The organism is Paenalcaligenes sp. Me131 (genome assembly GCF_050487225.1).
GTDB lineage: Bacteria > Pseudomonadota > Gammaproteobacteria > Burkholderiales > Burkholderiaceae_B > Paenalcaligenes.
Genome location: NZ_JBKQGY010000001.1, coordinates 463,086 through 489,365, shown reverse-complemented (window position 1 = coordinate 489,365; position 26,280 = coordinate 463,086). Strand labels below are relative to the sequence as shown.

The window sequence follows — 26,280 nt, the reverse complement described above, 5'->3', positions numbered from 1 at the left end:
TCTGCGTTGTAATGTTTGCTTTTCAGACCATAACAGATTGACCGGACCCGTACAGTATTTAGGCAGATCATGCCTATTTATCAATTCTATTCTAGGAAAGAAAAAAGGTTATCTCAAGCAAAATTTCATTTTATGGTAATAGTTTTTATAATGTGAAAAATATCAACGAGCGTTAAGGTTTACAATGCTCCCAGCTTTTTACGATTACTGTTATGGCAAACTCCGTAAAAAAATCACTTATACCCAATACGTTTTACGATCAGGCACGTCACAATAGACGCGGTCTTTACTGGCTCACGCCTGTCATCGTACTGATTCTCTACTTATGTGTGATGGGCGTATTTATCTGGTTGCAGCGCCTGCAGCACGATAGTGTGATGGTAGTCCCCATAGACCAAGAGACCCGCCAACAACGCCTCACCATGGTGATTGCGGCGCTGTCTCTGGTGATCGTATTTAGTTTGTTAGCGCTATGGCGCTACACGCGTTTCCGCACCCGTGCCGAAGCCGCACTGATTGCCGAAACCGGCTTCAGGCGCGCGATGGAAAACTCCATGTCTACTGGTATGCGTGTATTTGATATGAGCGGTCGTATCGCTTATGTGAATCCCGCTTTTTGCCGCATGATAGGCTGGAACGAGGCTGACCTTATAGGACGCACTGCCCCCTTCCCTTACTGGGTACCTGGGCGACACTCGCATCATCAAGAGGTGCTAGACCTTATATTGTCTGGGCGCACACCTAATAGTGGCCTAGAAGTAGAAGCACAACGTCGCGATGGCTCGCGCTTTACTGCCCGCATGTATGTATCACCTTTGCGTGACCCTAATGGTGAGCAAATAGGCTGGATGACGTCCATGACAGACATTACCGAGCCTAAGCGTATTCGTGAAGCCATGACCGCTGCCCACGAGCGCTTTATGACGGTGCTAGAGGGTTTGGACGATGCCATTTCTGTCACCGCCGATACCCCTGAAGGCCTTGAGCTATTGTTTGCTAACCGCACCTACCGCCGTTTCTTTGGCGCGCAAGGTCACGGCCACGAAGAACTGCTGGGCGGTAGACTGGGGCGCTTTACCGATGAAACTGTAGAGACCTACTCTGCTCAAGCACAACGCTGGTTTGAGGTGCATCACCGCATGCTGGCGTGGACCGATGGCCGTCGCGTGCGTTTGCAGGTAGCGCGTGACATTACCGAGCGTCGCAAACATGAAGAAGCCTCGCGTGTGCAGCAAGACAAAATCCAACTGACTAGCCGTTTAACGACGATGGGCGAAATGGCATCGTCTTTGGCTCACGAGCTGAACCAGCCTTTAACTGCCATTAATAACTACAGCATGGGTGCGGTAGCGATGGTTCGCAGCGGCAAGGCCAAACCCGAACAGTTGTTGGAAGCCCTAGAGAAAGCGGCGGCTCAGGCTGAACGAGCGGGGAAGATCATCAGTCGTATTCGTGAGTTTGTAAAACGTAGCGAGCCTCGTCGCCAAGCGGTCCCCATTACGCAAATAATTGATAATGCGGTAAGCTTTGCAGACATAGATGCACGCAAACGTCGTATAGAAATAGCCGTTGAACTTCCCGAACGCCTACCTATGGTGATGGCTGATCCCATTTTAATTGAGCAAGTGCTACTGAATTTGCTTAAAAATGGCGTAGAAGCGATGGAAGGAAGCGATTATCATATCCTGCATGTGAACATTTCACTTTATGATCACATGTTGGAAGTCGCCGTCATAGACAGGGGCTATGGACTCAAGAACCCCGAGCGTCTTTTCGAGCCTTTTTACAGCACCAAATCAGAGGGGCTGGGAATGGGCTTAAACATCTGTAGAACCATTATAGAATCACACCATGGTCGTTTGTGGGCAGTGGAGAATCCAGAGGGTGGAACGATATTCCGATTCTCTTTGCCCTGTGCGCAAGCCGAAATGCAACCAACCACTGATAGTCCCAAGGAGATACAAGCATGAGTAGTACCCCGATTCCCTGCACGATTTTTATTGTGGATGATGATGAAGCCGTTCGTGACTCCTTGCGATGGCTGCTTGAGGCTAATGGTTACCGAGTGCAGTGCTTTGCGTCTGCTGAAGAATTCCTCAGCTCTTACGACACCACACAACTCAGCGTACTGATTGCTGATGTACGTATGCCTGGCATGAGCGGTCTTGAACTACAAGAGGCGCTGATCGCCCGCAACTCCCCTATTCCTATTGTCTTTATCACTGGTCACGGTGATGTGCCTATGGCTGTGAGCACCATGAAAAAAGGTGCCGTAGACTTTCTGGAAAAACCGTTTAACGAAGCCGATCTGCGTGCCGTTGTTGTACGCATGATGGAACAAGCCAGCCTCATGGCTGATCAGGCTCACGCCAAACGTACTCATGCGGAAGTACTGTCCCGTTTGACTGCTCGCGAACAACAAGTGCTTGAGCGCATTGTGGCAGGCCGCCTGAACAAACAAATCGCCGGAGACCTGAACATCAGTATCAAAACTGTTGAGGCGCACCGGGCAAATATTATGGAAAAACTTGAAGTTACCACTGTGGCAGATCTCATGAAGATTGCCTTGGTACAAAGCGGAGAAAACTAGCATGAGCAGTACACCAGCCAGGATCATTTCGGGCACAGCCTTAGCACAAAGCGTTCGTGAGCAAGTTGCCGAGAACGTCAAAGCATTGCAAGCCAAAGGCATACATCCTGGCCTGACCGTAGTCTTGATTGGTGAAGATCCTGCCTCCCAAGTCTACGTACGCAACAAAGCGCTGGCTTGCGAAAAAGCTGGCATCAACTCTGATGTGATCCGTTTACCAGCCAGCACTACCCAAGATGAGCTGCTGGCCTTGATTGAGAAACTCAATCAGGACGACAGCGTAGACGGCATTTTGGTGCAATTACCGCTGCCTGCCCACTTAGATGAGCACTTGGTTATTGAAAGCATCTCTCCGGCCAAAGACGTAGACGGTTTCCACATCAGCAATGCAGGTTTGCTGATGACTGGTCAGCCGCTGTTTCGCCCTTGCACCCCTTACGGGGTGATGAAAATGCTGGAATCCGAACAGGTTTCCCTGCGTGGTGCAGAAGCGGTCATCGTGGGTGCTAGCAATATTGTTGGCAAACCTATGGCGATGATGCTGCTGGCGGCTGGTGCTACCGTAACCCTCTGTAATTCCAAGACTCGTGACTTGGCTGCACACACTCGCCGAGCCGATGTACTTGTAGTTGCAGTAGGTAGACCCAATATGATTAAGGGTGACATGATCAAACCTGGCGCCGTAGTCATCGACGTGGGCATTAACCGCCTAGACGACGGGAAGCTAGCTGGCGATGTAGAGTTCGCCAGTGCTAGCCAAGTTGCTTCTGCTATCACCCCTGTTCCTGGTGGTGTAGGCCCAATGACCATTGCAATGTTGCTGGTCAATACGTTGGAAGCTGCTGAGCGCCGCGCAAACAAAGAGAGTTAAATGACGAATCCCCTGCTTGGGCCAGTCAACCAACTGGTTGACTACTCGGCCATTCTGCCCGAACACGTTATACCCGCTATTGATCAACTGCTGGAAAGCGCCAAAAGCGCTGTGCAAGCTGTAGAGCACGTGAGCAACAGCTCATGGGATAACGTAGTTACCCCATTGGAAGACGCCGTAGAGCCGTTGTGGCGCGCCTGGACTATCGTAGGACACCTCAATTCTGTCGTGAACACGCCAGAACTGCGCGAAGCCTACAACCAGTGCCTACCCAAAGTGACGGAGTTTTCCACGTGGCTGGGGCTGAACGAGCAGCTGTTCACACAATACAAGAACTTGGCTGCTAGCGCCGAGTTCGCGAGCCTTAGTCCTGCACGCCAACGCGTCATCGAATTAGCACTGCGTAATTTCCGCTTAAGCGGTGTAGAGCTACAAGGCGAAAAGCGTGAACGCTACGCTGAAATCTCTGAACAACAAGCCGCCGCATCACAGCGCTTTTCCGAGCATGTGATGGACAGCATCGATCACTGGACGCTGTTGGTTGAGAATGAAAGCGAGCTAGAGGGCATCCCTGCTGATGTACTGACAGCCGCCAAAGATGCCGCTACCCAAGCAGGCAAAACAGGCTGGTTACTCACGCTGAAAATGCCGTGTTACCTGCCCGTAATGCAATACGCCAAAAACGCTGCGCTACGTGCAACGATGTATAAAGGCTATGCCACCATTGCTTCCGAACAAAGCAGCAAGCCTGAGTGGGACAACTCTGAAACCATCGAACAATTACTCAGCTTACGTGCCGAAGAAGCTCGTTTGCTAGGCTATGACAGTTTCGCGCACATGCGCTTAGAAACACGCATGGCCGACACCCCTGAACAGGTGTTGGAGTTCCTGCGTACTTTGGCTCAAAAATCCATTAGTTTTGCCCGAACTGACCTAGAGCAATTGAAAGAATTCGCTCGCGTCAGCTTGCACATGGACGAATTGCAACCGTGGGATATGGCCTTCGTAGCCGAACGCCTGCGTGAAAACCGCTACGCTTACTCCGAAGACGAAGTGCGCCAGTACTTCACCGAGCCACAAGTCATGAAAGGCTTGTTTGACGTTGTACATACACTGTATGACGTACAGTTTGTACCCACACAAGAACCTGGCTGGCACCCAGACGTACAAGCCTATGCGGTGCAAGACAAAAACGCCAACACACTGGGCTACTTGTACGTAGACTTGTATGCGCGTGCTGGCAAACAAGGTGGTGCATGGGTAAACGGCGAACGGGATCGCAAACTGCTGGACACCTCTACCCAAGTACCTGTCGTGTATTTAGTCTGCAACTTTGCTCAGCCACAAGAAGGCCGTCCATCGCTGCTAACACACGACGAAGTGATCACCCTCTTCCACGAAAGCGGTCATGCGTTGCACGCGTTGCTATCCCGTGTAGACGAGCCAGCAGTATCGGCTTTTTCTGCTGTTGAGTGGGACGCTATCGAGTTGCCCTCGCAGTTTATGGAAAACTTCTGCTGGGAATGGCCTGTGGTACAGAAGTTGTCGCGCCACGTAGAAACAGGCGAACCTCTGCCACGCGCTCTATACGACAAACTGCTGGCCGCGAAGAACTTCCAAAGCGGCATGCAGATGGTACGCCAAATTGAGTTCTCACTGTTTGACATGCTGATTCACCAGCAAGATCAAGGCCTGTCCATTAAAGACGTTCTTGGCACACTGAATCAGGTGCGTAAAGAAGTAGCGGTGATCTTCCCACCAGAGTGGCACCGTTTCCCACATGCGTTCTCTCACTTGTTCGCAGGTGGCTACGGCGCCGGCTACTACAGCTACAAATGGGCAGAGGTTTTGTCCTCAGACGCTTACAGTGCGTTTGAAGAAACTGCGCTGCAAGACGGTGATAGCCGTAATACGCTCAACCCCGAAACAGGCCGAAAATTCTTGGATGAGATCTTGGCTGTAGGCGGTGAACGCCCTGCCGCTGATTCCTTCAAAGCCTTCCGTGGCCGTGATCCGTCTATTGACGCTCTGCTACGCCACAGTGGTATGTTGGCACAATCCTAATCTCTTTATCCCCCACCTTTTGGTGGGGGTGTTTGTATAGGCTTATGACAAAGTTCACTCTTCGCTCTTTGAGCAAACGCCTAGCGGCAAGCATCGTGCTGGGCAGCAGCGTCTTGTTTGCTGGCCCATTACTCGCCGCTGAATCACAAATACACCCCGTCACAGGCTTCTTGCCAGATCTAAAATTTGATCTGCAATCCGTCGATAACCAACACGTCACACAAGACGACCTGAAAGGCAAAGTTGTGTTGATGTTTTTCGGCTATGCCAATTGCCCCGACATCTGTCCTACCACCATGGCACAGCTTTCTGCCGTGGTAGAGAACTTAGGGGAAGATGGCGAAAAAGTGCAAGTCGTGTTTGTTAGTGTGGACCCACACCGTGACACACCAGAAATACTCAAAGCTTACGTGGATGCATTCGATACCAACGCCATAGGCTTAACCGGTAACGAAAAGACCATCGCTGATCTGGCTAGGCGCTATCGTGTAGCCTTCCAAATAGAAAAACCCACAGAAGCTGACTCTGACTACTACGAAGTAGCCCATAGCCGTGGCGTGTACATCTTTGATGAGCGAGGCAAAGCACGCGTATTAGCGTCCGACTCCGAATCGGTAGAAGACCTGACCGAAGCCGTACGCAAGCTGCTCTAAACCCTTAGTTAGAATGCGTATTGCGCAATGCAGTACGCAAGCCCTCTTCTACCACTGGGTGATAGAACGGCATACCCAGCATCTCTTTAATGGTCAGTTGTTGTTGAGCCGACCATGCCAACAAGTGGGCCAAATGCTCGGCAGAAGGGCCCACCATTTCAGCACCTAAAAACACATCGGTGTTTTTATCGGCGTACACCCGTAACATGCCTTTGTTTTCCAGCATCACACGCGAGCGCCCTTGGTTTGTAAAGCTGACCTCACCTATACGCACATCCGCAGGCAACTGCGAAAACGCCAGCCCTACCGACATCACTTGCGGGTTACTAAACACCACCTTCATCGGGCAACGTCTAGCCGGCGCCTGAGGCGCTATAGGCCAGTTCACAGCATTATCGGCAGCAATACGCCCATCATCCGCTGCTTCGTGCAAAATGGGGTGTAAGCCATTCACATCACCTGCTAAGAAGATAGGCTTATTTTCTACCTGCAAGGTGTGCGCATTAAAACTAAGCTTGCCCTTGGCATCAACTGTCACACCGGCTGCAGCAAGATTCAGTTTTTCTATATTTGGCTGCCTACCCGCTGCATTTAACACGCATTCAACCGTTAACAGGCTCTCTGCACCTTGCGCGTCTTGCAGGCTAAGCTGCACCTCATTACCTTGGCGTTCTGCGCGCAGAACTTGCGTATCAAAGCGTATATCCATTTCTTCAGAAAATACGTTACGCGCGTTCTCGGCCACTTTGGGATCTTGAATACCTACAATACGTTGGCTACGGTTTACCACGGTTACCTTCACACCTAAGCGGTGCAAGGCTTGCCCTATTTCCATGCCAATCACACCAGTGCCCAAAATGGCAATGCTTTTGGGCAGATCATCCCAATAGAAAATTTCGTCGGTGGTCAGTAGCTTATCGCCCAGCTCTTGCAGGGCGGCAGGCGTACGTGGGCTAGTGCCGCTGGCAATCACAAACGCTTTGGCATTGACCTGAGTGTGATCCCCAACTTCCAGCGTATTTTCAGCCGTAAAACGAGCGGTGCCCCACAGCTTAGTGTCTGCATCAAAACCTTCTACGTCGCTGACCACAAACGACACAAAGCGATCACGCTCACGCTTTACCCTATCCATGACCGCCACACCATCTACCTCTACAGTAGAGGTATCGACATTAACGCCAAACTTAGGGGCTTCAGCGATAGCATGGCGATGATCAGCAGCAGAAATAAGCAACTTAGAAGGCATGCAGCCCACCCGTGCGCAGGTAGTACCGTAATGCGAGTCCTCAATCAGTACAGCCGTTTTCCCCCGCCGTAACACCTGACGGTAAGCGGTCATGCCTGCGGTTCCTGCACCAATGATTGCTACATCAACATTCAGTATCTTCATGCTTTTCCTCTGCTGTTATATCGCCATCCTAGGGTATTACTGCAAACTCAGTACGCTGCAGCTTACGCGGCTACCGGTGTGTAACCCTCTTCTGTCACCACCGCCGCTACCGCTGCGTTATCAGCGTCTATGTTAACACTCAGATGATGTGTCGCTGTATCCGCTACTACAACGGCTGAAGGCCACTTGTTTTGGATGGCAGTAGTAATGGTTTTCACACAGTGGCCACATGTCATGTCTGCTACCGTAAATTCGTGTTTCATACCAGACTCCTAAATAGATGAAAAAAAACGCTTATACACTTTTGTAGAGTACTGTATAAATAGCCAAATCACAGTCTGAACGGCTGCTTTGATGACATTTCGCAGCACTACCACTTTAGCGTTTGACCTTAACATTATGGTAAGGTTCATACTCTATTCAGGATAGCCCTTTGTCTCATCACTAACCTCTGCGCCGCCTAGCACTTTGGCCCCTATGTAAGCATCACTCGGCTACAACAGCAGACACATAGCGCTATCACGGCATACCTCAGGGCTGCCCGTATAAGGAGTTCAACCATGAATCAAGCAGTCACTATAGGCGTTGCAGCAGAACGCAGCCAACTCAGCAGCAAGATGATTCGCTACTACGAAAGCGAAGGCCTGCTACAACCCAGCGCCCGCTCTGAAGGTGGTTATAGGCTGTACACAGAACGCGATCTGCACGGTTTACGCTTTATTCAACGCGCCAGAAGTCTGGGGTTTTCGCTCGCGCAGATTAAAGAGCTGCTCGCGCTCTGGCATAACCAAGATCGCAGCAGCGCTGAAGTCAAACACTTGGCACAACAACATATAAATGAACTAGAACGTAAAGCAGCAGAGCTTCAAGAGATGGCCAATACGCTTAAACACTTAACGCAATGCTGCCATGGCGATGAGCGCCCCGAGTGCCCTATTTTGGATAATTTGGGTGCTACAACCAATTAAGAAATACCATACTCACTGCCTAGAGTACTAGAGCTTAAGCGCATCAGTCGCTAAGACGTCTAGTCTTTTCACCTACCCTCAGCGCACGATAGCTAAATAGCACAGGGACACCCCTGCAGTGTGATACTCAAAAAAAACAGCCCCTAAAAATTACCAGGGGCTGTTTTTCATGCTTTAGCAAGAGCGTGTACTGGCTTATACGCCTTTCCACTCGCCTACGTAATCGCTGAAATTAGGACGTTCTTTCACAGGTACATTATCAGGCAAAGAACCCACCACGATAAAACCCATAAAGCTGTAGTCCAAGGAGTCAAAGCCCAAGGCTTCTGGCACTTTATGCGTGTACGTCCCTAAGCCAGTGCTCCAGTACGCACCCAAACCTAAAGCGTGAGCAGCATTCAGCATATTCATCACCGCCGCACCCGTTGCCAGCAAACGCTCATGCTCTGGGATACGATCGTTGCTGTGATCTAAGTGGCAAGCCACCGCAATCAACAACGGCACATCTTTCAACCATGCGCGAATGGACGCTTCTTTGGTAGGTGCCACAGCCATGCCCTCTTCGGCCATTGCCTGCACTGACAAATCGCCCAACTGCTCAACCGCTTCACCACGAATCAGCTTGAAGCGCCAAGGGCGCAACTTACCGTGATCAGGTGCCACCATTGCCGTTTGCAAAATCTGCTCTAGCTGTTCTTGGCTAGGGCCTGGACCTTGCACCATTTTTACCGAATTACGGCTCAAAAGTGTTGAGATGACAGACACATCAACTCCTTACAAAAACTCAATACACCGCAGCGCTTAAGGGCGTTGCTGGGCGGTTGTGATAATCAATGCTTTCATATCACGTACTGCTTTTTCCCAACCATCAAATACCGCTTGGGCAACGATGGCATGGCCAATATTAAGTTCTGCAATACCCGGGATGGCGGCAACTTCTTGTACGTTACCGTAATGCAAGCCGTGACCCGCATTCACACGTAACCCCAATGCCACACCTTGTGCTGCACCCTCACGTATACGTTGCAACTGTATAGCTTGGTTTTCAGGACCTACGGCATCCGCAAAAGCACCCGTGTGCAACTCAATCACCGTAGCGCCCGCTTTTTTAGCAGCGGCGATTTGAGCAGTATCAGCATCAATAAACAGTGATACACGAATGCCCGCATCTTGCAGTTGCTTCACTGCTGCGCTTACCTGATCGAAATGACCCACCACATCCAAACCACCTTCAGTAGTCAGTTCATGGCGTTTTTCGGGTACCAAGCACACATCATCTGGTTTGACCTTGCAGGCAATTTCCAGCATTTCAGTAGTGATAGCGCATTCCAGATTCATTCTGGTACGCAGCAACGGACGCATCGCAAATACATCTGCATCTTGAATATGGCGTCTATCTTCGCGCAGATGCAGCGTAATCAGGTCTGCACCGGCATCTTCTGCACGTTGCGCAGCGAGTAACGGATCGGGATAGGTGGTCAAACGCTGCTGGCGCAGCGTTGCCACATGATCAATATTTACACCCAGCTCAATCATTGGCTTCTACAACCTCCTCATCCAACAGCCAGCCACCGCCCAACGCTTTGTATAGCGAAATGCGGTTAATCAACGAAGCCAGGCTAATCTGAATACCGGCTTGTTGGGCACCATATAAATTCACTTCTGCACTTTGCACTTGCAAGAAGCTATCTACACCTGTTTTGTAGCGCAAGTTAGCTAACTCTAACGTACGATCTGCTGAAGCAATCATGCGTTTAGTCGCGTCTAACTGTGAGCTGTAGGTGGCTTCACCCGCCAATGCATCAGCAACTTCTCGGAACGCATTTTGAATACTTTGCTCGTATTCCGCTACCGAGATAATTTTTCTAGCTTCAGCGACATCTAATCCAGCCTGAATACTACCACCCGCAAAAATCGGCAATGAAATCTGTGGTGAATACTGCCAGAAACGGTGCGATGACCCCACTAGATTATCCAAGGATGGGCTAGCAAAACCTAGCAAACCGGTGATGGAAATAGAGGGGAAAAACGCGGCACGTGCTGCCCCGATATTGGCGTTAGACGCACGTAGTACGTGCTCAGCCGCAATGATGTCAGGACGTCGTTGTAGCAAATCAGAAGGCAAACCTACTGGAATGCTGCTGACTAATTGCTCGTGACCAAAAGTCTGTTCTTTAGGCAAGTCTTCAGGTAGCTGCGTACCCACCAGCAGCGTCAAGGCATTCAATGCCTGCATTTCATTACGCTTGGCTTCTTCTAAGTCAGCACGTACGGTTTCCAACTGCAACGTAGCTTGGTTCAGATCCAGCTCGGACGTACTACCTGCGTCAAACGACACTTTGGTCAGACGCAAGCTTTCCAAACGGCTCTTTTCGGTACTGCGCATTACGCTTTGCAGCTCTTGTGCTGCACGCAAGCGGAAATACGCTTCTGCTACCTGCGCTACAACGTTAATACGCACAGCTCGTTGCGCTTCTTCAGTTGCTAAGTATTGCTCAAAAGCGGCTTCGCTTAAGTTACGCAACTTGCCAAAGAAGTCCAGATCAAAAGAGGTTACAGCCGCCCCTGTCTGGAAGGTTTTACTGACTGACGATGCTCCTGGCAAACGCATGTTTTCAGGATTGCGTGTTACCTGACCATTTGCGGCGGCACCTATAGAGGGGAACTGTTCCCCTCGGGCGATGCCGTACTGCGCACGAGCTTCGTCAACACGCGCTACCGCAATGCGCATATCGCGGTTATTTTCTAGCGATAGCGCGATGAGCGCTTGCAAGCGTGGGTCATTGAAAAACTCTTTCCAACCCAAGGTTTCCAAACTTACGTCTGCACTAGCCTCTACTGCACCCTGCACATAAGCAGGGTAATCAGCAGAAACGGGCATTTCAGGTTGCTCGTAGGTAGGAGCAAAGGAGCACCCTGCTAGCAGCAATGCTGCGCTAAGTGTACTGAGCTTAGCTTTTATCATTTTTGCTCCCCGGTACTAGGCTGAGCGTGTGCGGCTTTTTCTGCCGCTGCGGCTGCAGCTGCTGCACCAAATAACTTGGGCTGCGTTTTAAACAATTTCAGAATCACTACAAAGAAGGTAGGCACAAACAGTACGGCCAATGGTGTAGCGGCCAACATACCACCCAGCACACCAATACCTACGGCGTTCTGACTGGCTGCACCCGCACCACTAGCAATCGCCAGAGGTACCACACCCAGAATAAAGGCAAACGATGTCATCAGAATTGGGCGGAAACGTAGACGCGCTGCTTCAACCGTGGCTTCGATCAGATCGTCACCTCGAGCAACCGCATCTTTAGCAAACTCCACAATCAGAATCGCGTTCTTTGCCGCCAAACCAATGATGGTCACAATACCCACCTGGAAGTACACGTCGTTGGCCATGCCCATCGCACTCGTTAACAGCACCGAACCCAGCACCCCTAACGGTACAGACAACATCACAGACAGCGGGATAGCCCAGCTTTCGTACAATGCCGCCAACACCATGAACACCACCAGTACCGACAAGCCCATCAAGATCATACTTTGACCCGAAGCCTGAATTTCCTGATAGGACAAACCAGTCCACTCGTAACCAAAGCCACGTGGCAATTCAGAAATCAAACGTTCGATCTCAGCCATCGCGTCACCACTGGTGTAGCCTGCTTGAGCGCCACCACTGATACGTGTTGCGGGGTAACTGTTGTAGCGAACAATCTGTACTGGGCCTTTGATAGGCTCAGCGGTCACTACAGTACGCAGCGGTACCATTTCACCTTGACTGTTTTTCGCTTGCAGACTCATCACGTTTTCGATGTTCATACGGAAACGTTCATCTGCCTGTACCCACACGTTCTGCACCCAACCCTCGCTGGTGTATTTACCCAGATAGGATGAGCCCAGTGCGGTGCTTAGCAAATTAGCAACTTCAGTAAAGTCCACACCTTGAATCGCGGCTTTTTCACGGTCGACGGTCACTTTCCACTGCTGACCTGGAGACAAACCTGTCAAACGTACGTCTTTCAAGATCGGGCTTTGTCCAGCCTTATCTAACAACTCTTGAGTCGCATTCAGCAATGCAGTGGTACCCAGCTCTGCACGGTCTTCCAAGCGCACATCAAAACCGGTGGAGTTACCCAACGACATAATGGCAGGAGGAACGATAGAGAACACGATAGAGTCAGGCAACCCCATCAACAACGCACCCGTTGCACGGCCCGCTACAGCTTGAGCTGAGTTTTCTGGACCTTTACGATCTTTAAAATCTTTCAGTGTCACGAACGCCAACGCCGCATTCAGACCATTACCGTTAAAACTGAAACCACGTACAGTCACTAGGTTTTCTACCTGTGGCTGTTTGAAGAAGTAGTCTTCTACGTCTTCGATGGTATCCATCGTACGGTTAGCGGTAGAACCAGCAGGCAATTCGATGTTTGCAAATGCAAAACCTTGATCCTCTTCAGGCAAGAAGGCAGTAGGCATACGCATGTACATAAACACTACCGCGACAACCAATGCCAGATACACCAGCATCATGCGGCCTGTACGTTTCAAGCTGCCTTTAATAACGCCTTCGTAACCGTCTGTCAGCTTGTTAAAGCCACGGTTGAACAGCCCAAAGAAACCACGACGGTTATTGCCATGCTCACCCTTAGGCACTGGCTTCAAAATGGTTGCACATAGTGCTGGTGTAAAGCTCAGAGCCAAGAAGGCCGAGAACGCAATAGACACCGCCATCGCTACTGAGAACTGTCTGTAGATCACCCCCACCGAACCGGACATAAAGGCCAGCGGCAAGAACACCACGGTCAGAACCAGCGTAATACCCACAATCGCGCCAGTAATCTGCGGCATGGCTTTTTCCGTTGCCTCTTTTGGAGACAAGCCATCTTCCGCCATGATACGTTCGACGTTTTCAACCACCACGATCGCATCATCCACCAGAATACCAATCACCAGCACCATCGCGAACATGGTTAACACGTTCACCGAGAAGCCCATGGCATTCATCACACCCAGCGAACCCAGAATAGCGACAGGTACTACCAGTGCAGGAATGACGGTATAGCGAATGTTCTGCAAGAACACGTACATCACCACAAACACCAGCAACATCGCTTCTAGCAGTGTTTCAACTACCTGCTGAATCGACGTCTGAATGTAGGGAGAGGTATCGTAAGGAATCGCATAGCTCACTTGGTCAGGGAAGAACTCAGAGAGCTCTTTCATCTGCGACTTAATACCTTCAGCCGTTTCCAACGCGTTTGCATCCGGTGTTAACGACACCGCAAACGCTGCTGTTGCTTTACCGTTCAGCCTAGCACCAAACTGGTAGTTATCAGAGCCCACTTCGACGCGAGCAATGTCGGACATTTTGACCGAAGAACCATCCAAGTTTGCACGCAGAATGATGTTATTGAACTCTTCAGGCGTACTCAACTGACCATTTACGATAATAGGCGATGCAACACGCTGGCTGTCTGGGTTTGGTGGAGCACCCAAAATACCACCTGAAATCAGGTTATTTTGTGCAGACACGGCAGCGTTTACTTCTGCCATACTCAGGTTGTAGCTCACCAGCTTTTCGGGATCTACCCAAATACGCATCGCTTTACCGGATGCAAACAGCTGGAACTTACCTACACCCGGTACACGTGAAATGGTGTTTTGTACGTTACGTTTAATGTAATCAGCCAATTCTGTTTGGTCCATGCTACCGTCTTCCGACGACAACGTAACCACCAGCAAGAAGCTGTCATTACCCTGCTCTACTTTCAAACCTTGCTGCACCACCGCCGTAGGCAACGCTGCCTGTACGTTGGAGATACGGTTCTGTACGTCAACCTGAGCCATGTCAGGATCGGTACCTGGTTTAAAGGTAGCTGTAATTTGGGTTTGACCAAAGGAGTCACTCACCGACTCGTAGTACAGCAGACCTTTGGCACCGTTCAGTTCGTTTTCAATAACGTTAGCAACGTTACTGGCCACGTCTTCTGCTGTGGCGCCTGGGTAGGTAGCACTAATCGTGACAGAAGGTGGCGCGACATCCGGGTACTGCGCAACCGGCATCAGCGGTAGCGACAATAGCCCGAGCAGAGTGATCCCTAGCGCGACCACCCATGCGAAAATGGGGCGTTCAATAAAAAACTGTGGCATAAACTTTACTCGCTTGCTTTAGCTGCGTCTTGGCCTTGAGCTTGCTCAGCACTCTCATCTTTTGCTGGTTCAGCGGCTTCAGCAGACTCTTCTGCATTTTCGGTGCTTGTTGGGCCAGATTTCCAAGGAGTGGGCTGTACAGGTACGCCCGGACCAATTTTCTGGAAGCCAGCAACGATCAACTCATCACCTTCTGCCAAACCTGTATTCACCAAAATTTTGTCACCATATGTAGTACCTACTTTCACAGGTACTGCAGCAACTACACCCTCTTTAACCACAAACACAGAGGTTGCACCGCCGTTGGAGTACTGAATCGCTTGTGTTGGCACCAAGATAGCTTTCTCATCTATCCCGTTTTGCAAACGTACACGAACGAACATACCTGGCAGCAAAATATTGTCAGGGTTAGAGAACTCAGCGCGCAGATTGATTTGGCCTGTTGATGGGTCTACCGACACACCGGAGAACAAGAGTTCGCCTGATTGGTCGTATTGAGTATTGTCATCAAACAAGGCAGTAACTTTGGCGCCTTCAGCATCTTGAGTCAGCTCACCGGCAGCCATCGCATTACGCAAAGACATCAACTCGCTCGCAGGACGACGAATATCGACATACACGCGGTCCAACTGCTGAACCACTGCCAATTGCGTACCTTCGGTCGCATTCACCAAAGCACCTTCAGTCACAATGGCTTTACCAATGCGACCGTTGATGGGGGATGTTACTTTGGTGTAGCCCAGGTTGATTTCGGCTGTCTTCAGGTTTGCTTGTGCAGCAGCAATGGCAGCTTGTGCTTGCGCATTACGCGCCATGGCATTGTCGTACTCTTGACGACTCACTGCGTTTTCTTTGATCAGGATCTGGTAGCGCTGTGCTAATGAAGCCGCGGCTTTTGCGTCGGCTTGCGCATTTTGCAATTGTGCAGCAGCTTGGTCACGCAACGCTTGGTAGGTGTCAGGATCAATACTAAACAGGTGCTGACCTTCCGTAACGTCCGTACCTTGCTTGAAGTTAATCTCTTCAAGAATACCAGTTACTCGAGCACGGATTTGGGCCTCTTTGATGGCCTCCACACGGCCTGGTAAGTCCTGATACAGCGCCGTCGGTGCAGTGCTCACCGTAACGACGCTGACAGGAACCTTCATGCCGCCTCCGGCTTGCTGTTGCGGACTTTTGTCGCCGCACGCTGCAAGCAGAACCACACTAGTTAAGAACAATACTCGTAGCGGACGCCACGCCTTAGGGCGGGATTTCAGCATGAAAAACTCCTGAATCTCAATAGACTATAAGACACACCGCGCCAGTAGACGTGGACAGTGAGACGTAAAGTATATATGGATTATGTGTTTTTCACAAAAACGACCACACAGTCGTATAGGGTCTTTTGCAACAAATATTTAACCCATCACCCTAGAAGCAAAGCGTCATCAGTGATTTTTTCCCCGCGCACTTTTTCAAACATATGAAGCAGATCTGTCACCTCCATGCCTTTGCGCTCGTCACCACTCACATCTAACACCACTTGCCCTTGGTGCAACATCACGGTTCTATCCCCCACATCCAAGGCCTGACGCATACTATGCGTGACCATCATCGTAGTGAGTTTGCCCTCTTCTACGATGCGTGCAGTAAGCTCCAACACGAAATCGGCTGTGCGTGGGTCCAAAGCAGCCGTATGCTCGTCCAGCAGCAGAATACGCGAAGGACGTAACGCCGCCATCAGCAAACTTACCGCTTGCCGTTGGCCACCCGATAACAGCCCAATACGATCCGTCAGACGATTCTCTAAACCCAACCCTAGTGTTTCCAGTTTGGTTTTAAATTCGTCTCGCATACTTAACTGCACCGCACGCGATAAACTACGGCCTAGACCTCGTCTAGAAGCCAAGGCCATATTCTCTTCAATGGTTAAGTCTTCACACGTACCCGCCATAGGATCCTGGAATACGCGGGCCACCATATCGGCACGTTTCCATACGGGTAGTCGAGTCACATCCTTACCGTCTATAAGAATCTGACCATCGTCTACTCCCTGATCGCCGGATACCGCATTCAAAAATGTGGACTTACCAGCGCCATTAGAACCAATCACCGTCACAAACTGACCGCTAGGAATAGTCAGCGACGCTCCGCGCAACGCACGGGTTTCAATCGGAGTACCAGGGTTAAAAGTTAATTGCAGGTTTTTTGCTTCAAGCATGACTCTTCCCTTTAGTACTACGACTTACGAATAGCTTTTTTACGTTTCTTCAACAGCGGGATCACCAAGGCGATGGTTACCAGAAGTGCCGTCACCAAGTTCAGATCCTGCGCTTGCAGGCCAATAAAGTCTGCATTTAGCGCCAGCGCAATAAAGAAGCGATACAGGATCGCGCCTAGAATCACCGCCAACGTTGCCCACACCAAACGGCGCGATGGCAAGATGCTCTCACCCACGATCACGGCCGCCAGACCAATCACGATGGTCCCAATACCCATAGAGATATCAGCACCGCCCTGTGACTGCGCGAACAATGCGCCCGCTAACGCTACCAAGGCGTTGGAGATCGCCATACCCAACAAAATCATGCCACCTGTTGCTACGCCCTGTGCTCTCGCCATACGTGGGTTAGAGCCGGTCGCGCGCATACCCAAGCCTTTTTGGGTAGAGAAAAACCAATCCAACAGCAGCTTGGCGATGATCACAATCAACACCAACAATAATGGACGGAAAATGTAGTCGTCTGACCAACCTGCAGGCTGCAAAATCGTGAAGACAGTATCGTCGTTAATTAACGGAACGTTAGGTCTACCCATCACGCGCAAGTTAATGGAGTACAACGCCGTCATCATCAAAATACTGGCCAGCAGATCCATGATCTTCAGTCGTACGTTTAACCAGCCTGTAATCATCCCCGCCAGAGCGCCAGCGCACATAGCCACAAACGTAGAAATAAATGGATCTACCCCTTGGCTAATCAGCACTGCCGCACAGGCGCCCCCAAGAGGGAAACTGCCATCAACGGTTAAGTCGGGAAAACGAAGAATACGAAACGAGATCAGCACTCCCAATGCAACCAGACCGAAAATTAGGCCGATTTCCAGAGCGCCCCACAGAGAATATAAGGACATGCGTAGTCAGACAAGAATAAGCGGTGCCTGTTTAGGGCACCGCTAGCGTGATTAAAAGTTACTCAACGATGGTAGTAGCTGACTTGATGAATGCATCATCTAAGGTCAAACCTTGTTTAGCGGCTGCACCTGGATTGACGAACAACTCCAAGTTCTCACTGGTTGAGGAAGCAATATCGCCTGGCTTCTCACCTTTAAGAATACGCACCACTTTGTCGCCCGTTTGTTTACCCAGATTGAAGTAGTTCACGCCCAATGCCGCAATGGCGCCACGTTCAACACTTCCTGTGTCGGAAGCGATCAAAGGGATTTTGGCATCGTTAGCCACTTTCACCAGCGCTTCGTATGCCGACACAACGTTGTTATCGGTATTGGTGTAGAACACATCTACTTTGCCAATCAAGCTGCTACCTGCCGCACGTACGTCTACGGTACGAGCTGCTGTAGCCTCTACCAAGTTCATGCCTTGCTCAGACAGCAGTTCACGCATGCGCTCTACCACCACCACAGAGTTGGCCTCACCTGGGTTGTACACCATACCTACGTTTTGAGCGTCAGGCACGATGCGTTTAATCAGCTCCACCTGCTTTTCCAATGCCAATGCATCGGACATACCTGTCACGTTGGTGCCACTCGCATCAAACGAAGGAACCAGTTGTGCGGCAACAGGATCGGTCACAGCCGAGTACACAATAGGGATAGATTTAGTGGCTGCTACCGCTGCTTGTGCAGACGGCGTAGAGATGGCCACGATCACATCCGAATTATCACCTACGAATTTTTTGGCAATTTGCGAGGCAATCGCGGTATTACCCTGAGCGGTTTGAAACTGCCATTTCAGACCATTAGCTTCGGTATAACCAGCCTCTTCCAGAGCCTGTTTCACGCCATCGCGGATAGAATCCAGCGCAGGGTGCTCAACGATGGAGGACACAGAAACCGTTTGCGCCCCTACCACACTCGCACCCATCATGCTGATACCAGCCAGAACGCTGGCCAGAAGTGCCGTTGTATTTCTTAACTTCATTCGAAGCTCCTGGAAAAAAGAATCAATAAACCAGACAACGAGTAGTCTGAACTACAGGCCTGAAAAAAACTCTAGTGAATTTCCCTGCTAGATTTCACTAATTGTAAACGCAGTATCTACTGGCCGTGTAGCCAAAAGCGACTTTGCCCAGCGACGCGCTTCCAACTTATAACGGCTTTGCACAGACTCTGCTCTATCTAATAGCTGTTGCGTGGTAGTTTCTAAACCGCGCCCTTTGAACGCCACCACGATGGTATTGCCTTCATCAATTTCCGGTAATACCAAAACCTGCTCAGTAAATACCTGACGTATATTGCGCAGGTTTAACTCAAAACTGGGGTGTGAACCGAACAAATTCACCACCATAATGCCATCTTGGTCTAAGCATTGCTTACAGCCTTCGTAAAACTCCACAGATGAGCACACCGGCCCTTGCGCAGCGGCATCGTACAAATCCACCATCAATACAGCATGCTGATTATGATTATCTGCGTCTTCTACCCACTCAGCGGCATCCTCATGAACAATTTCTGATCGCACATGATCTGGCAGTCGGAAGAAAGCACGACACATCGCTGTGACCTGAGGGTTGATCTCTACCGTGACACAGTGAGAAGGCGTTTGCTTTAAGCAATATCGCAGTAGCGAACCTGCCCCCAAACCCAGCATGGCAATACGATCCGACTCGTGTGGTTCATGAAACAACAACCACGTCATCATTTGCTGTGTGTACGCCAATACCAAATCATGTGGTTTAGACATGCGCATCGCACCTTGAATCCATTCCGTTCCAAAGTGCAAATAACGGATGCCATCACTTTCTGACATCGTCACATCATCTTCGTCGTACAGACTATCGTCTTCCCATTCTTGTTCTTGGTTCATGACCTTCACTTCCTAGCTTGACCGACCACGTCTTTAGACGCCCGCCCTGAATCATAAGCGCTTTTAGCAAACCCTGCCCGGTTTGCCCTCTATGACCAGTGCGGCGCACACGACCTACAGTGCCGCTACGTTACCTAACCAGCATCACATAATAGATTGCTAAAGTCTCGTGCCAACAGCTTGTCTTGCTCTATAAACACCATCAACTTAGCACCATCTTGCCAACACCAATTAAATGCCTCGTATGAATCTATTGTCAGTAAAGACACCCATTCAGGCCCAGGCGTAGGGTTATAGCCAAGGCTGTAATACGAGGGATAGCCCAGTAGGTAATCTGTTGCCAGAATCCCTACTGCTGCCGAGGGACCGGGTAGTTCTCCCTCTATGTTTACTAAATCCTCAAGAATCTCCGGCTCAAAGGGACAACCTTCTAACATATCTTCGTGACGTGGAATATCCAGCTCACCAATCAATGTGATCCTTTTCTCTGGTACTTCTCTACCATGCGGCGCCCGCATCGGCGTCAAACTATCAAGATCCTCAAAATACCATGCCTTCACATAACCTTCCTCACCCCAAAACACCTCTTCCTCACTGTCAGAGCTGGGGTTGTAATCAGCATTAAACAGTGACAGCAGTCCTGTGGCTGGTAATGAGTCAGGCCTGTTTTCTATTTCTGAAAAGTTGATTTGACCTAAAAAGTAATACAGCCCCACATCATGCTCTGGCCACTGAAAACCACTGGGCACCATAGGCGAACCACCAAATTGGCTTTGTATGCCACTAGCCGCCTCTTTAGTAAGGGTAATACGCACACTAGGGCGCACCATACCGCGTACAAAATTGGCATGTTCAATCAAGGTTGGATGACTAGCAATTAGCTGCTCTAGGCTTTCTTTATTCACGATGATGTAACTTCATTCTAATGAGTGGTGCGGTTTCACACATAACGATATCAGCATTTTGTTCTCAAGCTGAAACATTCTCCACATACACTCCCCCCATCCACTACAGAAGAGCACAGCCCCCCCTGCACTAAGAAAACCCAAACTCACCAATCAAAAACTCATTTTTCATTAACCTAATAACCAAAAACAAAATAGTCTTTCTTAATCAGCTGTATTCATTATTATTAAATTAACAATTCTGCAAAGTGGTTTTTAACTTTTACAGGCATACTTAACAAATATAGCGTCACAACGATTAAATACGACTTCATTTTGTTTTTAAAGGGAATCAACATGATTAAAGGTATAACGCGCTGCGCTACTGCAGCTATGCTGTTAACTATGCTATCTGTGGTAAATGCCGAGCCCGCTTTAGCCAACTCCGCAAACGTTGACCCGCTTCCTTCCTGGAACGAAGGGAGAACCAAAAGCACCATTTTTGATTTCGTACAAGAAACCACTACAGAAGGTTCCAAAAATTTTGTGCAACCACAAGATAGAATTGCCACCTTTGATCAAGATGGAACACTGTGGGTAGAACACCCTCTCTATACTCAATATCTATACATTTTGAGTAAGACAAATGGCATTGTTCAACACAACCCCTCTTTAGCTGAACATGAACCTTTCAAAACCATTTTGTCTGGCGACATGAAAAAAATCAGCGAACTTTCTAATGCCGATATCTTCCGTATAGCCATCATGGCTCAAGATGGAATGAGCGTTGAAGACTACAGTGCAGACGTAGTGAAATGGTTAGAAACCGCACGCGACCCTCGCTGGAACCGTCCTTATACAGACCTTATTTACCAGCCCATGCTTGAGCTTATGGAGTACTTGCGTGAAAACGGCTACAAAACATATATAGTCACAGGCGGCGGACAAGATTTTGTGCGTACGTACAGCGATCGTGTTTACGGTATTCCGCCAGAACAAATTGCCGGCACATCCTTTAGCACCCAATTCAAATATGACAAAGACGGTAAAGCCTTCCTGGCTTTGCAGCCCTCGTTATTTTTTAATGATGACTTCGGTGGCAAAGCAGAAGGCATAGGCTTATTTATTGGCAAACGCCCACATTTCTCTGCGGGTAACTCTACCGGAGACAGAGAAATGCTGGAGTACACCACAAGCGGGGACGGTGCGCGTCTAGGCATGTTGGTCTTTCATGATGACGCACAACGCGAATACGCGTATGGGCCAGCCCAAGGCTTACCCGCCAGCAACGTAGGTACGTTCTCTCAAAGCCTGTACGACGAAGCCACCACAAAAAACTGGTCAATTATCAGCATGAAAAATGACTGGAAAACCATTTTTAAATTTGAACAATAAGTAAAGCTTGTCGCTACCCTCTACCATCAGCGACAACACGTGTGCTCAACGCCCTGGCTGCCTCCATTCAGTCAGGGCTTTTTCATACGCACTACGCTTCCCTGCACACCGAGATTTGGGGCTTACCTGCTGGCACGGTAAACTACTAGGCTAGATATATGTTTGGGATAGCTGCAATACCTTATACCCTGCGCTATTCTCTACACTCAGATAAATCAAAGGGAATGCTTTTACAATGAAAATTGCCACGTGGAATGTAAACTCTCTACGCGTACGTTTGCCGCAAGTATTGGACTGGCTAGAGCAAAACCCCATTGATGTGCTGTGCCTGCAAGAGCTCAAACTGGCCCAGGATAAATTCCCTATTGAAGAACTGCGTGAGGCAGGCTGGGATGCGCAATGGGCTGGACAACCCACCTATAACGGTGTGGCGCTCATTACTAAGCTGGAAGGCCAAGATATACAACGTAACTTGCCTACGTACGAAGACCCACAACAACGCGCAATTGCGGCAACCTTCGACACAGCGGCAGGCCCTGTACGTGTGATTAACCTGTACTGCCCTAATGGCCAAGCGGTTGGCAGCGATAAATTTGCGTATAAGCTGGAATGGTTTCAAGGCCTAACCACATGGCTGAAAGCAGAACTAGAGCGCTACCCCAATCTTGTCGTGGTAGGCGATTACAACATTGCTCCCGCTGATGAAGATGTACACGCCCCTGCTCGCTGGGAAGGCGAAGTGCACGTATCCGAACCTGAGCGTGCGGCGTTTCAAACGCTGCTAGGTTTGGGCTTACACGACTCATTCCGCCTGTTCCCACAAGAGGAAAAAAGCTTTAGCTGGTGGGATTACCGACGTATGGCCTACCGACGCAATGCAGGTTTGCGTATTGATCATGTTTTGGTTTCTGATGCGTTAAAACCCGCTACTGTCGCCTGCACTATAGATAGACAACCTCGTGGTAATGAGCAGCCTTCAGACCACACTCCAGTGATTGTGGAACTGGATTTCAGCAAACTTGCCTAAGTAACCTGCAATATTTTGCCTCGTTACATCGCTTTTTTGTTATGCTTTCAACCCGCTGATTAGCTATTAGATCATCATGAGCACACAACATCCCGGCAATATCTTCATTGTCGCCGCGCCTAGCGGTGCAGGCAAATCCAGCCTGATCAACGCTTTGCTGAAACAAGAACCCGATATCCAACTTTCCATCTCCTGCACTACACGCGCTCCGCGTCCGGGTGAGCAAGATGGTGAGCACTACAAGTTTGTATCTGTTGAGGATTTCCAGACGTTGCGTGCAGACGATCAGTTGCTGGAATGGGCTGAAGTGCATGGCAATTTCTATGGCACACCAGTGCAACCCATACACGAAGCGCTGGAAGCGGGTCGTGATGTACTGCTGGAGATTGATTGGCAAGGGGCCCGCCAAGTGCGTCGCTTCTTTCCTGAAGCCATTGGCATCTTTATCCTTCCCCCTTCTATTGAAGCCTTGGAAAGTCGCCTAAACCAACGCGGCCAAGACTCTGCACAGGTGATTGCTCGCCGACTGCTGGCCGCTGGCAGCGAAATGTCGCATATTTCCGAGTTTCAATATGTTATTATTAATCAAGAATTTAACTTTGCGCTTGATGAGCTTGCCGCTGTAGTCAAAGCCAGCCGCTTAAACCTACCAAAACAAGCGCATAGGCACGCCGAGTTGTTTAGTCAACTGGGCATCCGCACCGAATTCAATTCCTAAAATTTAGTCATACAGGTTCTATTTATGGCACGTATTACTGTTGAAGATTGTCTGGATAAAATCCCCAATCGTTTTAACCTGACTCTGGCTGCTGCTTACCGCGCCCGCGAACTGGCTCAAGGCCACGAAGCACGCGTAGACAGCCGCAACAAGCCTACTGTTACTGCACTGCGTGAAGTTGCTGCAGGCACAACTGGTCTTGAAATGTTGCGTAAAGTACCCACCTGATAAGCAATGATCTAGCGAGGAAGTCTTATGGCATTTACAGGTTTGCGTGGCGCTTCATCCGGCCTGTTGGCCGTGCTAAAAAAAGGCTCCCGTCTTGGGCGCAGGAATAAAGATGTAGTTACGATTCCTACGCTAAAACCTGCTAAAGCACCCATAGCTTCGCTCGCACCGCTGAACAAGATCATCAGCACTTATCTTGACCCCAAAGACGTAGAACGCGTACGTGAAGCCTATAAACTGGCCGATAACGCTCATTTGGGGCAATTTCGCACTAGCGGCGAACCTTACATCACTCACCCCATAGCGGTTACTGAAATCTGTGCTGGCTGGAAGCTAGATGCCGATTCGTTAATGGCTGCTTTGCTGCATGACGTCATTGAAGACCAAGACGTTTCCAAGCAAGAATTGGCGGAAAAATTCGGCACAGATGTGGCTGAAATTGTGGATGGGGTTTCCAAGCTAGAGCGTTTGCAGTTCCAGACCAAAAGCCAGCAGCAAGCCGAAAGCTTCCGAAAGATGCTTTTAGCCATGTCCAAAGACGTGCGGGTTATTCTGATTAAGCTGGCCGACCGTCTGCACAACATGCGCACTCTGGATGCTGTTAGCCCAGAAAAACGTCGTCGTGTTGCTCAAGAAACCCTAGAGATCTACGCGCCCATTGCTCATCGCTTGGGCTTAAATGCGTTGTTTCGCGAGCTGCAAGACCGCTGCTTCAAAGCTATACACCCCAACCGCTACCAAGTACTGCATAAAGCATTGCTGGCTGCGCGTGGCAACCGACGTGAAGTGCTAGGAAAAATCACCGAAGCTGTCACGGTCGCCCTGCCTGCTGCAGGTATTGAGGCTGAGGTAAGTGGTAGAGAAAAGTCGCTGTACAGCATTTTCTGTAAGATGCAGGAGCAGAAAAAATCCTTTTCTGATGTGCTAGACATCTACGGCTTTCGTATCGTTGTGAACACCTTGCCCGAGTGTTATTTGGCCTTGGGCACACTGCACCAAATGTACCGCCCTATTCCGGGTAAGTTCAAAGACTACATTGCCATTCCTAAAATCAATGGCTACCAGTCTTTACACACCACGTTGATTGGCCCCTACGGTACACCTATAGAGTTTCAATTCCGCACACACGAGATGGATCATGTGGCGGAAGAAGGCGTCGCTTCACATTGGCTGTATAAAGACGATAATGTCACGCTTAACGACCTACAAAAACGTACACACCACTGGCTGCAGTCCCTGTTAGACATTCAAAGCCAAACCGGTGACTCCAGTGAGTTTCTGGATCACGTCAAAGTGGATCTGTTCCCTGACGCGGTCTATGTATACACCCCTCGCGGCAAAATCATTTCGCTGCCTCGTGGTGCTACACCTATTGATTTTGCCTACAGCATCCATACCGACATCGGTAATCAAGCGGTGGCCGCCAAAATCAATGGCGAGTTCGTTGCACTACGCACCGAGATGAAAAGTGGTGATTCAGTTGAAATCGTCACCTCCCCTGCTGCGAGACCAAGCATACAATGGCTAAACTACGTGCGCACAGGACGTGCTCGCTCCGAGATTCGCCATTACTTGCGTACGGTCAAATACGAAGAGTCTGTTGCCTTTGGTAAGCGTCTGCTGAAACAAGCGTTTGAAAGCATTCACGTCCCTTACCCTAATGACGATCACCCTGAATGGGAAAAACTAGCTAAAAGCTCTGGCGCCGCATCGCGTGAAGAAATTTTGGCAGATATTGGTTTAGGCAAACGTTTGGCTGCGGTGGTTGCGCGCCGCTTTGCCCCTGAACACGCCATCCTAGCGACGACAGCTGCACAAGTGGATGACTACACCTCTAGCGGTGCAGCTCCTATTGTGATTCATGGCAACGAAGGCCAAGCGGTTCAATTAGCGCCTTGTTGTGGCCCACTGCCAGGCGATGCCATTATTGGTGGTATTCGTATGGGTCACGGCCTAGTCGTGCACATGACTGAGTGCCAAGTTGCACAACGACAGCAAGTCAAAGAGCCAGAGCGCTGGATTCCAGTTGTATGGGATAGCAATACGGCACGTCACCTGAACACCAAGCTAGATGTGACAGTACTGAATGAACGTGGCGTACTAGGCCGACTGGCTGCCACCATTAATGATGCTGACTCCAACATCCTGCACTTAACCATGCCTGACGAAGGCGCAGCGACCAACTTGCTGCACCTAACCGTTCAGGTAGATAGCCGTACTCACTTAGCTAGAGTGATTCGAGCCATACGCCAAATCCCTCAAGTACAGAAAATCGTACGCGTGAAAGGCACAAACTCGTAATGTACATCTAACCGCCTTGTG

23 protein-coding genes are annotated in these 26,280 nt (G+C 49.8%); 11 read left to right on the top strand and 12 right to left on the bottom strand.

From position 1 onward, the window contains the following. Positions 1-212 precede the first annotated feature (212 nt). Genes ACLPHM_RS02335 through ACLPHM_RS02315 form a run of 5 tightly spaced genes read left to right on the top strand, consistent with a single transcriptional unit; the run spans position 213 to position 6,178 of the window. A complete protein-coding gene (locus ACLPHM_RS02335) occupies positions 213-1,970 on the top strand; it encodes a PAS domain-containing sensor histidine kinase (protein WP_430219662.1) in 1,758 nt (585 codons plus the stop codon). Next, complete coding sequence (locus tag ACLPHM_RS02330) at positions 1,967-2,590, top strand: response regulator transcription factor (RefSeq protein ID WP_135865022.1); 624 nt, start codon at positions 1,967-1,969, stop codon at positions 2,588-2,590. Before ACLPHM_RS02335 ends, ACLPHM_RS02330 begins: the two co-directional genes overlap by 4 nt. A gap of 1 nt (position 2,591) precedes the next feature. Continuing rightward, on the top strand, positions 2,592-3,461 hold the full coding sequence (folD, locus tag ACLPHM_RS02325) for a bifunctional methylenetetrahydrofolate dehydrogenase/methenyltetrahydrofolate cyclohydrolase FolD (RefSeq protein ID WP_430219661.1): 870 nt from the start codon (positions 2,592-2,594) through the stop codon (positions 3,459-3,461). Beyond that, a complete protein-coding gene (locus ACLPHM_RS02320) occupies positions 3,462-5,525 on the top strand; it encodes a M3 family metallopeptidase (protein WP_430219660.1) in 2,064 nt (687 codons plus the stop codon). 44 nt (positions 5,526-5,569) lie between these two features. Beyond that, complete coding sequence (locus ACLPHM_RS02315; RefSeq protein WP_430219659.1) at positions 5,570-6,178, top strand: SCO family protein; 609 nt, start codon at positions 5,570-5,572, stop codon at positions 6,176-6,178. 4 nt (positions 6,179-6,182) lie between these two features. Here ACLPHM_RS02315 and ACLPHM_RS02310 read toward each other — a convergent pair whose 3' ends face one another. Further along, complete coding sequence (locus ACLPHM_RS02310) at positions 6,183-7,568, bottom strand: dihydrolipoyl dehydrogenase (RefSeq protein ID WP_430219658.1); 1,386 nt, start codon at positions 7,566-7,568, stop codon at positions 6,183-6,185. Between the two features lie 62 nt (positions 7,569-7,630). Next, the gene (locus tag ACLPHM_RS02305; RefSeq protein WP_430219657.1) at positions 7,631-7,831 is read right to left on the bottom strand and encodes a heavy-metal-associated domain-containing protein; all 201 of its coding nucleotides are present in this window, start codon (positions 7,829-7,831) and stop codon (positions 7,631-7,633) included. A gap of 297 nt (positions 7,832-8,128) precedes the next feature. Here ACLPHM_RS02305 and cueR point away from each other — a divergent pair, with 297 nt between their 5' ends. Next, a complete protein-coding gene (cueR, locus tag ACLPHM_RS02300; protein WP_430219656.1) occupies positions 8,129-8,536 on the top strand; it encodes a Cu(I)-responsive transcriptional regulator in 408 nt (135 codons plus the stop codon). 195 nt (positions 8,537-8,731) lie between these two features. Here cueR and ACLPHM_RS02295 read toward each other — a convergent pair whose 3' ends face one another. The 10 genes from ACLPHM_RS02295 to ACLPHM_RS02250 all read right to left on the bottom strand — a co-directional run bounded on the left by ACLPHM_RS02295 (position 8,732) and on the right by ACLPHM_RS02250 (position 20,611). Beyond that, positions 8,732-9,301, bottom strand: coding sequence for a nitroreductase family protein (locus tag ACLPHM_RS02295; protein WP_430219655.1), 570 nt, complete (start codon positions 9,299-9,301; stop codon positions 8,732-8,734). A gap of 36 nt (positions 9,302-9,337) precedes the next feature. Beyond that, positions 9,338-10,072: a pyridoxine 5'-phosphate synthase gene (locus ACLPHM_RS02290; RefSeq protein WP_430219654.1), complete on the bottom strand. Its 735-nt coding sequence runs from the start codon at positions 10,070-10,072 to the stop codon at positions 9,338-9,340. Further along, positions 10,065-11,501 (bottom strand): efflux transporter outer membrane subunit, encoded by a 1,437-nt coding sequence (locus ACLPHM_RS02285; RefSeq protein ID WP_430219653.1) that lies wholly within the window; start codon positions 11,499-11,501, stop codon positions 10,065-10,067. The genes ACLPHM_RS02290 and ACLPHM_RS02285 overlap by 8 nt, the downstream gene beginning before the upstream one ends. Further along, a complete protein-coding gene (locus ACLPHM_RS02280; RefSeq protein WP_430219652.1) occupies positions 11,498-14,680 on the bottom strand; it encodes a multidrug efflux RND transporter permease subunit in 3,183 nt (1,060 codons plus the stop codon). Before ACLPHM_RS02280 ends, ACLPHM_RS02285 begins: the two co-directional genes overlap by 4 nt. Before the next feature lie 5 nt (positions 14,681-14,685). Then, the gene (locus ACLPHM_RS02275; protein ID WP_430219651.1) at positions 14,686-15,942 is read right to left on the bottom strand and encodes an efflux RND transporter periplasmic adaptor subunit; all 1,257 of its coding nucleotides are present in this window, start codon (positions 15,940-15,942) and stop codon (positions 14,686-14,688) included. A gap of 146 nt (positions 15,943-16,088) precedes the next feature. Next, positions 16,089-16,883 (bottom strand): ABC transporter ATP-binding protein, encoded by a 795-nt coding sequence (locus tag ACLPHM_RS02270; protein ID WP_430219650.1) that lies wholly within the window; start codon positions 16,881-16,883, stop codon positions 16,089-16,091. Positions 16,884-16,900: 17 nt separating this feature from the next. Then, the gene (locus ACLPHM_RS02265; protein ID WP_430219649.1) at positions 16,901-17,794 is read right to left on the bottom strand and encodes an ABC transporter permease; all 894 of its coding nucleotides are present in this window, start codon (positions 17,792-17,794) and stop codon (positions 16,901-16,903) included. Positions 17,795-17,852: 58 nt separating this feature from the next. Next, positions 17,853-18,767, bottom strand: a complete 915-nt coding sequence (locus ACLPHM_RS02260; protein WP_430220738.1) for an ABC transporter substrate-binding protein — start codon at positions 18,765-18,767, stop codon at positions 17,853-17,855. A 141-nt stretch (positions 18,768-18,908) separates the two neighbouring features. Continuing rightward, entirely contained in the window at positions 18,909-19,706 is a 798-nt protein-coding gene (locus tag ACLPHM_RS02255; RefSeq protein WP_430219648.1) for a fused MFS/spermidine synthase, read from the bottom strand. A 134-nt stretch (positions 19,707-19,840) separates the two neighbouring features. Further along, on the bottom strand, positions 19,841-20,611 hold the full coding sequence (locus ACLPHM_RS02250) for a YwqG family protein (RefSeq protein ID WP_430219647.1): 771 nt from the start codon (positions 20,609-20,611) through the stop codon (positions 19,841-19,843). Positions 20,612-20,947: 336 nt separating this feature from the next. Here ACLPHM_RS02250 and ACLPHM_RS02245 point away from each other — a divergent pair, with 336 nt between their 5' ends. The 5 genes from ACLPHM_RS02245 to ACLPHM_RS02225 all read left to right on the top strand — a co-directional run bounded on the left by ACLPHM_RS02245 (position 20,948) and on the right by ACLPHM_RS02225 (position 26,259). Next, complete coding sequence (locus ACLPHM_RS02245; protein ID WP_430219646.1) at positions 20,948-21,985, top strand: HAD family hydrolase; 1,038 nt, start codon at positions 20,948-20,950, stop codon at positions 21,983-21,985. Positions 21,986-22,220: 235 nt separating this feature from the next. Next, on the top strand, positions 22,221-23,012 hold the full coding sequence (gene xth / locus ACLPHM_RS02240) for an exodeoxyribonuclease III (protein ID WP_430219645.1): 792 nt from the start codon (positions 22,221-22,223) through the stop codon (positions 23,010-23,012). A gap of 76 nt (positions 23,013-23,088) precedes the next feature. Beyond that, complete coding sequence (gene gmk / locus ACLPHM_RS02235; protein ID WP_430219644.1) at positions 23,089-23,730, top strand: guanylate kinase; 642 nt, start codon at positions 23,089-23,091, stop codon at positions 23,728-23,730. 24 nt (positions 23,731-23,754) lie between these two features. Further along, positions 23,755-23,958, top strand: coding sequence for a DNA-directed RNA polymerase subunit omega (rpoZ, locus tag ACLPHM_RS02230; RefSeq protein ID WP_166409109.1), 204 nt, complete (start codon positions 23,755-23,757; stop codon positions 23,956-23,958). Between the two features lie 27 nt (positions 23,959-23,985). Continuing rightward, positions 23,986-26,259 carry a RelA/SpoT family protein gene (locus ACLPHM_RS02225; protein ID WP_430219643.1) on the top strand — a complete coding sequence of 758 codons (2,274 nt, stop codon included), beginning with the start codon at positions 23,986-23,988 and terminating at the stop codon, positions 26,257-26,259. Positions 26,260-26,280: the final 21 nt, after the last annotated feature.

Bases quoted from the DNA above. Each gene is read 5' to 3' on its own strand.
- ACLPHM_RS02335 (WP_430219662.1), top strand. From the start codon at position 213: ATGGCAAACTCCGTAAAAAAATCACTTATACCCAATACGTTTTACGAT.
- ACLPHM_RS02330 (WP_135865022.1), top strand. From the start codon at position 1,967: ATGAGTAGTACCCCGATTCCCTGCACGATTTTTATTGTGGATGATGAT.
- folD (WP_430219661.1), top strand. From the start codon at position 2,592: ATGAGCAGTACACCAGCCAGGATCATTTCGGGCACAGCCTTAGCACAA.
- ACLPHM_RS02320 (WP_430219660.1), top strand. From the start codon at position 3,462: ATGACGAATCCCCTGCTTGGGCCAGTCAACCAACTGGTTGACTACTCG.
- ACLPHM_RS02315 (WP_430219659.1), top strand. From the start codon at position 5,570: ATGACAAAGTTCACTCTTCGCTCTTTGAGCAAACGCCTAGCGGCAAGC.
- ACLPHM_RS02310 (WP_430219658.1), bottom strand. From the start codon at position 7,568: ATGAAGATACTGAATGTTGATGTAGCAATCATTGGTGCAGGAACCGCA.
- ACLPHM_RS02305 (WP_430219657.1), bottom strand. From the start codon at position 7,831: ATGAAACACGAATTTACGGTAGCAGACATGACATGTGGCCACTGTGTG.
- cueR (WP_430219656.1), top strand. From the start codon at position 8,129: ATGAATCAAGCAGTCACTATAGGCGTTGCAGCAGAACGCAGCCAACTC.
- ACLPHM_RS02290 (WP_430219654.1), bottom strand. From the start codon at position 10,072: ATGATTGAGCTGGGTGTAAATATTGATCATGTGGCAACGCTGCGCCAG.
- ACLPHM_RS02285 (WP_430219653.1), bottom strand. From the start codon at position 11,501: ATGATAAAAGCTAAGCTCAGTACACTTAGCGCAGCATTGCTGCTAGCA.
- ACLPHM_RS02280 (WP_430219652.1), bottom strand. From the start codon at position 14,680: ATGCCACAGTTTTTTATTGAACGCCCCATTTTCGCATGGGTGGTCGCG.
- ACLPHM_RS02275 (WP_430219651.1), bottom strand. From the start codon at position 15,942: ATGCTGAAATCCCGCCCTAAGGCGTGGCGTCCGCTACGAGTATTGTTC.
- ACLPHM_RS02270 (WP_430219650.1), bottom strand. From the start codon at position 16,883: ATGCTTGAAGCAAAAAACCTGCAATTAACTTTTAACCCTGGTACTCCG.
- ACLPHM_RS02265 (WP_430219649.1), bottom strand. From the start codon at position 17,794: ATGTCCTTATATTCTCTGTGGGGCGCTCTGGAAATCGGCCTAATTTTC.
- ACLPHM_RS02260 (WP_430220738.1), bottom strand. From the start codon at position 18,767: ATGATGGGTGCGAGTGTGGTAGGGGCGCAAACGGTTTCTGTGTCCTCC.
- ACLPHM_RS02255 (WP_430219648.1), bottom strand. From the start codon at position 19,706: ATGAACCAAGAACAAGAATGGGAAGACGATAGTCTGTACGACGAAGAT.
- ACLPHM_RS02245 (WP_430219646.1), top strand. From the start codon at position 20,948: ATGATTAAAGGTATAACGCGCTGCGCTACTGCAGCTATGCTGTTAACT.
- xth (WP_430219645.1), top strand. From the start codon at position 22,221: ATGAAAATTGCCACGTGGAATGTAAACTCTCTACGCGTACGTTTGCCG.
- gmk (WP_430219644.1), top strand. From the start codon at position 23,089: ATGAGCACACAACATCCCGGCAATATCTTCATTGTCGCCGCGCCTAGC.
- rpoZ (WP_166409109.1), top strand. From the start codon at position 23,755: ATGGCACGTATTACTGTTGAAGATTGTCTGGATAAAATCCCCAATCGT.
- ACLPHM_RS02225 (WP_430219643.1), top strand. From the start codon at position 23,986: ATGGCATTTACAGGTTTGCGTGGCGCTTCATCCGGCCTGTTGGCCGTG.